This window comes from uncultured Piscinibacter sp. (assembly GCF_937952055.1).
GTDB lineage: Bacteria > Pseudomonadota > Gammaproteobacteria > Burkholderiales > Burkholderiaceae_C > Piscinibacter.
On the sequence record NZ_CALFYO010000034.1, the window covers coordinates 100,563 to 108,578 of the forward strand.

An 8,016-nucleotide genomic window follows, 5' to 3' on the forward strand; every position below is an offset into this window, starting at 1 on the left:
CCATCACCCAGGAGACACACGCCATGACCCCCAGCTTCTGCCTGCGACGACGCATCCTCTCGGCCGCGCTCGGCGCGGCCCTTGCCCTGCCCGGCCTCGCCGCGGCGCAGGCCTACCCGGCCAAGCCCATCAACTTCGTCGTGCCTTTCGCGGCCGGCAGCGCCACCGACCAGCTCGCACGCGCGCTCGGCCAGTCGCTCACCGAGCAGACCAAGCAGCCCGTGGTGGTCGACAACAAGGCGGGCGCGAGCGGCATGCTGGCGGCGCAGCAGGCGGCGCGCGCGCCGGCGGACGGCTACACCGTGCTGATCACCACCAACACCACGCACGCCGCCAACGAGCATCTCTACAAGAAGCTGCCGTACGACCCAGTGAAGGACTTCGCCCCCGTGACCGGCCTCGGCAAGGGCGGGCAGGTGCTGGTCGTCAATGCAGCTTCGCCGTACAAGAGCGTCGCCGAGCTGCTCGCCGCGGCACGCCAGTCGCCGGGCAAGCTGAGCTTCGGCAGCGGCAGTTCCTCCAGCCGCGTGGCCGGCGAGATGCTCAAGCAGCTGGCGGGCGTCGACGTCCTGCACGTGCCCTACAAGAGCAATCCGCTGGCCATCACCGACCTGCTCGGCGGCCAGATCGACCTGATGATCACCGACACCTCGACCGGCGTGCCGCAGGTCAAGGCCGGCAAGCTGCGCGCGCTCGGCTTCTCGACGCAGACGCGCAGCCCGCAGCTGCCCGACGTGCCCACGATCGACGAAGCCGGCGTGAAAGGCTACGACATGGGCTACTGGTTCGCCGCCTACGTGCCGGCAGGCACGCCCGCGCCGGTGGTCACGAAGCTCAACGAGCTGCTCGGCGCGGCCGTGAGGAGCGCCTCGGCCAAGGCCTTCTTCGAGAACGGCGGCGTGGCCGGGTGGTCCACCACGCCGGAGGAACTCACAAAGTTCCAGGCCGCCGAGACGACCAAGTGGGGCAAGGTCATCAAGGCGGCCGGCATCGAGCCGGAGTGAACCCGGCCAGGTGCCGCCACGCCTTCTTGAACCGAGCTGCCGCCGGTCCCGCGCGGCCGGCGCAGGTGCAGGCATGCCCGACTCGTTCGAGGGCTCCGGGGTGAGCATGGGGCCCTGGGGCCACCGGCCGGAGCGCCCTCCTCAAGTCAGCTCCGGTCGGATCGGAGGTCGACGAGTCCCTCAGCCGGTGCCCCCCTAGCGCCGCTCGCTGCCTTCCCTAGATCGTGCGATCCGCATCCGCGCAGACTGTGCTCCAGTGCGAGGACAGGAATGACGATGCGGAGGTGATGCCATGGCCCGTCGTGCGAGGAGCGTCATCGACCCCGGCCGGCGGCGCACGCTGGCCGCCGCTGCGATCGGAGCCGCCGGCCTCTGGCTGCCCTCGGTCGGCCGGGCCTCGGTGTGGGGCAGCATCCCGGCCACCGCCGGCACCGTGTGGCCCACACCGCCCGACCTGCGCATCCTGGAGATCCATCTCTACGGCGGCCTGTCGCCGTGGGAGACCTTCTACGTCCGCGCGCCCGGCGCCGCCAATCGCTTCCGTGGCTTCGATGCCGAGGTCGCCGCGCTGCCCTTCGCGGGCTGCGACGCCGCCTTCACCGACCCGGCCCCCTCGCCCTTCGCCAACGATGCCAACGGCCGGCCTGTGCACCTCGGGCCGGCCACGCGGCCGCTGTGGAAGCCGGCCATCCTGAACAAGATGCGCGTCGTCGTGCTGGCGCACGAGTTCCAGCCGCACGAGGCCGCGATCCCGCTGACGATGACCGGCCAGCGCCTGGGCAACCCGAAGCTCGCGGGGCTCGGCGCGGCCATCCAGCACCACTTCGTCTCGCGCGACATCGAGGCCGGCCCGCCGCCGCCGCGCCCCTACTCGTACGTGCTGTGGCCGGAGACCTTCAGCTTCCCCACCGACAACCTGCAGGCCTCGGCCGCCATCGGCATGCACCCGGCCTACGCGCGGCCGCTGGTGCTGAAGGTGGGTGCCGGCCTGCCGGGCTTCCTGGGCTCGCTCACGCGCAGCGGCATCCGCAGCGAGCGCGATGCGCTGCTGCGCCAGTACGTCGACCAGTACAGCGCCAGCCTGCGCCATGGCTCGATGCTCTCCAGCACGCCGGCGGGCCGCACGCGCTCGAAGGGCTTCGCCGCCTTCGAATCGAGCAGCGCGATGGTGTTCGGCGCGGCCTCGCTGCACGGCCTGCTCACCGCGCCGGGCTCGCCCGCCCCGCTGGCGCTGCCGAGCGACGCGGCCTGCCCCAGCGCCGGCACCTTCGAGAACATGCCGGGGCACGGCATCCGCCTGGCCGCCTACCTGCTTGCGCAGACCGGCGCCAACGCGCCGCGCTACGCCTGCGTGATCGACAAGGGCATGCAGACCGCCTCCGGCGGCGGCGCCTACGACACCCACGGCGGCCCGCACGCCAGCGTGACGACGGGCAACCTGTTCAACATCTGCAAGACGCTGCGCGAACTGGTCGACGCCGGCACGCTCGACCTGAGCAAGACGATGGTGGTGCTGACCACCGAGTTCGGCCGCACGCCGACGCGCGCGGGCAGCGGCCGCGATCACTGGCCGGAGGGCTTCTGCCAGGTGCTGATCGGCGGGCCGGTCACGCGCGGTGTGTCGGGCGCCCTGCTCGACAGCAACGCCTCCGGCGTGGCCGCGGGCGACGACGGCCGTGCCGACCCGGCGCACCACTTCAAGCCCGCCGACCTGCGCGCCGCGATCCTCACCGCGTGCGGGATCATGCCCTTCGAGAACGACGCCTACGCGGTGCCCGACATCAGCTTCTCGACCGCCGGCTCCAGCCACGGCGACCTGATGCGCGGCCTGAAGACCCAAGTGCTCGGCGCGTAGCCCAGGGAGCCGCACCATGAAGACACCGTCCATCCGCGTTCTGCGCTGGTTCGCGCTGCTGCTCGTGGCCCTGGTGGGCGGCTGCAGCCCGAGCTGCTCCCTGTTCACCACCATCCCCTCCGACGACGCCGGTGACGCCTCGTTCGTGCGCCAGGCGGTGCCCAAGCTGCTCGGCCGCAAGGTGCGCGGCACCGAAGAGACCCGCCTGCTGGTGGACGTGATCGCCGCCACGCCCAACGGCCGCGGCCGCGAGGAACTGCTGGGCGCACTGATGCAGGACGCCGAGTTCAGCACCCACTGGCAGGAGAACCTGGTGGACATGCTGCGCGTCAACCGCAGCGGCCACAAGGCGCAGACCAGCTGCTACGGCGCGCCGCTGCGCGCGAGCAGCGATGCCGCGCTGGCCGACTTCCTGCTGGCGCGCCGGGCCGATCTGTCCGGCTTTGGCGGCACACCGCCGGCGGCCTTCAACATGAGCGACGTGCTCGCCTCCTCGTTCGCCACCGACAACGTGTTTGCGGCCTACTCGGCGCACCTCTTCGCGATGCAGAGCAAACCGCTGCAGGGCGCCGAGGCCAACGAGGAGAACCAGCGCACCGACATGGCGGAGACCTTCATGCACGCCTACCTGCACCGCAAGAGCGAGTGCATGCAGTGCCACAACAGTTCGTTCTCCACCACCGGGCCGCAGACCTACTGGAAGCGCGCGTGGCCCGTGTTCGGCAAGTTCGAGAAGGCGGTGTTCGCCAACGAACAGGGTGGCGACCCGGGCCAGATCTCGTCGCTGTTCCGCACCGGCGCGTCGGGCGGCGTCTTCGACGACCCGAGCAGCGCGCCGCCGCGCACGCCCTGGAGCTCGCTGACCAACTGCGGCTCGTTCCGCAGCGCGGCCGCCTCGGTCGACACGCACGGACCGGCGCCTCACCTGACGCAGCCGCTGCCCGTGGGCAGCTCGATCTGGACGGTGCAGAGCCTGCTCGACGAGGGCCGGCGCAGCCTGGCGCTGAATGGCCTGGTGCGCCACAAGCCCGCGGCCTGCAGCGCCTGCGGCACGCCCGCCTGCGCTGGCGGGGTCGGCCCGGCGCCGCTGCCCGAGCCGGCCACGGGCGACGTGAAGACGCTGCTGACCAGCAAGGGCTGCACGGAGTGCCACGGCGGTGCGAGCCCGGCCGGCGGCTTGAACCTGGCCGCCGCCAACTGGACCGACAACCTGCTCGACCAGCCCAGCCAGCGCGACGCGACCGTGCTGCGCGTGGCACGCGGGAACGCCGCGGCCAGCATGCTCTCGCGCAAGGTGCGCGGCACGGCCGGCTCGGGCACGCGCATGCCGCCGGGCGGGCCCTACCTCAGCGCCGCCGAGATGACGCAGATCGACAACTGGATCGCCAGCCTGCCGCCCGCCGGCGCGCCCATGGCCTGCGCCGCGTGCACGACCGACGTGTGCACCGCAACCCCCAGCGAAGTCGACGGCCCGCCGGCGCTGGCCTTCCTGCTGGCGATGAACATCACCGACCAGGTCTGGACCGAGACCATGGGTGCGCCGCTGACCATTGCCAACTACTTCCCGCGCACGCAGTCGCAATCGAACGTGCTCTGGTATCTCTCCGAGTACACGCTGGTGCCGAACGACTGGTCGCTGCGCTCGCTGCTCCAGCGCATCATGCTGAGCGACTACTTCAACCGCAAGTCACCCCAGAGCACGGGCGCCGCCTCGCCCTACGACGAGCCGCTGGTGCTCGACCCCTGGGCCGAGATCGACCCACGCTTCCCGCCGGTGGCGCAGCCGGGCTGGACGGCCGCCTCGATGGCTGCACCGGTGCCCGACCCCGTCTACAGCGCGGCCGCGCAGCCGGCCAACCACAAGAACTCGATGGCCGAGGGCATCCATCGCTACAGCGCACGCTCGCTCACCTACTCGATGCACGCCGCGCTCGGCTGGCCGGCGCCCAAGCGCTTCGCCGACGCGAGCTACCCGGGCTCGGAGCTGACCAAGTCGATCGGCCAGTTCGTGCGCGATGCCGAGCCGGGCTTCCGCGACACCGACTTCCAGGGCCTGCTGACCTGGGAGGCGCAGCACAAGACCTGTACCAAGCCGGTGGCCGGGGCCGACTGGATCAACCGCTTGGTCGACGCGGTGGGCCCCTTCAACGCCGCCAACCCGGGCGCGCCGATCCGGATGCGCGACGCGGTGCTGACGATGAAGGACTGGTTCATCAACGACCCGCAGATCCGCGTCGACGCGCTGCCACACGACGGCGGGCTGCTCGAGAAGGCCCTGCTCAACGACTTCTTCGGCGTGCCCGATCTCGACACCGCGCTGGCCGACGTCTCCAGCCCTGCCGCGCGCAACACGCTCGAGGGCCAGCTGCGTGAGTACTGCGGTGTGCTCGTGCAATCGCCGCAGTACTGGCTGGCAGGCATCGCCGCGGCCGGCAGCCTCGGGCCGGCGCCACGCCTGCGCGTGTGCAACGGCACGCCCTGCACCTACCAGGAGATGTGCCAGCAGCTCGCCGGCGGCATGACACGCGCGGGCTCGGCACTGCAGCTGAACTGCTCGGCCGGCAGCGTGACCGTGACCGAGCGGCCGCAGCTGCGGCCCTGGCGCGACTGGCAGCAGCTCTGCACGGGTGGCCGCTGCGGCTTCTGGCGATTGCCGATCGCGCTCGATGCCTGCCTGCGCCAGGGCGATCCGCAGGCATGTCTGCCGCGTCAGCCGCCACGCTTCGACATCGGCTGCCAGCGCATCGATTGCGGTGGCGGCCCGCTGCCGCCGCTGGATCGCACCGGCCGCTTCGCCCCGGCGCTGCTGCTCGGCTGGTTCGAAGGCGCGAAGGTCGACGCGGCCCGCGGTGTGCGCGTGCTCGGCGAGCCCGGCAGCAAGTCGCCGCCTAGGCCGCTCGAGCGCGGGCAGACCCTGGCGGTGGGCGACCTGATCGAGATCCCGCGCGGGGCGACGCTTGCGGTGGACACCGCGCGCGGCGGCTTCAAGACGCCGAAGGACGGGCTGCCGATGGAAAACGGGCAGCGCGCCTGGTACCTGATGGTGACCGGCCCGAGCGTCGTGCAGGGCCGCCACCAGGCCGTGCCGGAGCTGCGCTGGGGCTTCTCGGTGCAGGACGAGGCCTTCATCCGCGCGCAGCGCGAACGCGTGATGGGCATGGGGCCGCAGGAGCGGCGCGCGAAGCGCGGCGTCTACGACGAGGCGGTGCGCGATGCCTCGCGGGTGGACGAGGCCCCGCAGGAGAAGAAGCCGTAACGCGGGCTGGGCGCGCGCGGGGGATCGACGCCCGCGCCCGCCGCCGCTTCAGACTTTCACGGCCTTCCACCTCCCGCGGGTGAACAGCCACAGCGTGAACAGGCCCACCGAGGTCTCGGAGACGAACACGGCCCAGAACACGCCGGTGGCCTGCAGGTCGAGCTGCAAGGCCAGCAGCCAGGCCAGCGGGATCTGGATCAGCCAGAAGAACACGAGGTTGATCTTCGTCGGCGTGACCGTGTCTCCCGCGCCGTTGAAGGCCTGCACCGAGACCATCCACCAGCCGTAGACGAAGTAGGAGTACGACAGGATGCGCAGCCACTCGGCACCGATGTCGACCACCGCCTGCTCGCTGGTGAACAGGCCCATCAGCTCGCGCGGGACGAGGAAGAACACCACCGACACCGCGAGGGTGAAGACCATGTTGTACCAGCCGATGCGCCACACCGACGTCTCGGCGCGGCCGGGCTCGCCGGCGCCGAGGTTCTGACCCACCAGGGTGGCGGCGGCGTTGGACATGCCCCAGGCCGGCATCAGGGTGAACATCATCAGGCGGATGGCGATCGTGGCGCCGGCCACTGCCTCGCTGCCGACGGCGGCGAGGATGCGCATGAGGAAGATCCATGCCGTCATCGCGACGATCATCTGGCCGATGCCGCCGAGCGAGGTGCGCACGATGTGCCACAGGGCCTCGGCCTGCAAGGCGAAGTGCGCCTTGGCGACGCGGATGTGCTGGCTGCCGCGCAGCAGCATCCACAGCTGCATCGCCACACCGGTGCCGCGACCGATGACGGTGGCGATCGCCGCGCCCTCGACCCCCAGCGCCGGGATCGGCCCGAGCCCGAAGATCAGGATCGGATCGAGCACGATGTTCACGCCATTGGCGACCCACAGCACCCGCATCGCCACCGCCGCGTCGCCGGCGCCGCGGAAGATCGCGTTGCAGACGAACAGCAGCATGAGGATGACGTTGGTGCCCAGCATCCACTGCAGGTAGCCCACGCCGTGCGTCAGCGTCCACGCATCGGCGCCCATCAGCTGCAGCAGCTCGCGCGCGAAGACGATGCCGACCCCCGCGAACGGAAGCGAGGCCAGCACGGCGATCCAGATCGCCTGCGCGGCGCTCAGGGCGGCGGCCTCGCGATCGCCCTCGCCGGTGCGCCGCGCGACGACCGCCGTCACCGCCATCGCCAGGCCGATGCCGATGGCGTAGAGCAGGAACAGGAAGGTCTCCGTCAGCCCGACCGTCGCGACGGCGGAGGCGCCGAGCTTGGCAACGAACCAGATGTCGACCACCGCGAACGTCGACTCGAGCACCAGTTCCAGCACCATGGGCACCGCGAGCAGGAACACGGCGCGCCCCAGCGGGATCTTCGTGTAGTCCGCGCCGGTGCCGCGGATCGCGTCGCCGAGCTCGCGCCACAGCGAGCGGGGAGACGCGGCAGGAGCATCGACAGTGATGGAATCGGTCGGGTTCATCGGGACTCCGTTGGCGGCAACGCGGCTGCGACGCACTTGGCTTGCGCACCACGCCGAGACGACGAACGGAACAGGCGGGAATCGACGGCGGCAAGTGTCCCACCAGATCGCCGGCGTGGGTGGTGCGAAGGCGGCGCGAGTGGGGCTGCCGCGATGTCACCGTCCTTCTAGCGCAGCCGGATGTCGTGACCAGCGCGCGCTGTTCGCGGCCTGGCATCGCCTGCCCTGGCGCACCCCCTGCGACTGAGGGTCGCGGCGTCGGGGTCTGCAATGGACAAGGGGCCCACGGACGGGCCCCTTGCTCAGACTCTTCGTCCCAATGCTTGTCGAACGAGGAAGTGGGTGTTGGTGGCCAAGGGCGGAATCGAACCACCGACACGCGGATTTTCAATCCGCTGCTCTACCAACTGAGCTACTTGGCC

The 8,016-nt window shown here is 71.2% G+C and carries 4 protein-coding genes and 1 tRNA gene; 3 read left to right on the forward strand and 2 right to left on the reverse strand.

Annotated features, from left to right (window positions below; translation table 11 throughout):
- Positions 1-23 precede the first annotated feature (23 nt).
- The 3 genes from Q0599_RS26045 to Q0599_RS26055 all read left to right on the forward strand — a co-directional run bounded on the left by Q0599_RS26045 (position 24) and on the right by Q0599_RS26055 (position 6,115).
- Positions 24-1,004 (forward strand): tripartite tricarboxylate transporter substrate binding protein, encoded by a 981-nt coding sequence (locus tag Q0599_RS26045; protein ID WP_298835719.1) that lies wholly within the window; start codon positions 24-26, stop codon positions 1,002-1,004.
- 292 nt (positions 1,005-1,296) lie between these two features.
- Positions 1,297-2,859: a DUF1501 domain-containing protein gene (locus tag Q0599_RS26050; protein ID WP_298835721.1), complete on the forward strand. Its 1,563-nt coding sequence runs from the start codon at positions 1,297-1,299 to the stop codon at positions 2,857-2,859.
- 16 nt (positions 2,860-2,875) lie between these two features.
- The gene (locus Q0599_RS26055; protein ID WP_298835723.1) at positions 2,876-6,115 is read left to right on the forward strand and encodes a hypothetical protein; all 3,240 of its coding nucleotides are present in this window, start codon (positions 2,876-2,878) and stop codon (positions 6,113-6,115) included.
- Between the two features lie 48 nt (positions 6,116-6,163).
- Here the strand turns inward: Q0599_RS26055 and Q0599_RS26060 are convergent, their stop codons facing one another.
- Positions 6,164-7,594 (reverse strand): MATE family efflux transporter, encoded by a 1,431-nt coding sequence (locus Q0599_RS26060; protein ID WP_298835725.1) that lies wholly within the window; start codon positions 7,592-7,594, stop codon positions 6,164-6,166.
- A gap of 346 nt (positions 7,595-7,940) precedes the next feature.
- Positions 7,941-8,016: transfer RNA gene (locus Q0599_RS26065), tRNA-Phe, on the reverse strand.

Coding starts and splice junctions, on each gene's coding strand:
- Q0599_RS26045 (WP_298835719.1), top strand. CDS start 24: ATGACCCCCAGCTTCTGCCTGCGACGACGCATCCTCTCGGCCGCGCTC.
- Q0599_RS26050 (WP_298835721.1), top strand. CDS start 1,297: ATGGCCCGTCGTGCGAGGAGCGTCATCGACCCCGGCCGGCGGCGCACG.
- Q0599_RS26055 (WP_298835723.1), top strand. CDS start 2,876: ATGAAGACACCGTCCATCCGCGTTCTGCGCTGGTTCGCGCTGCTGCTC.
- Q0599_RS26060 (WP_298835725.1), bottom strand. CDS start 7,594: ATGAACCCGACCGATTCCATCACTGTCGATGCTCCTGCCGCGTCTCCC.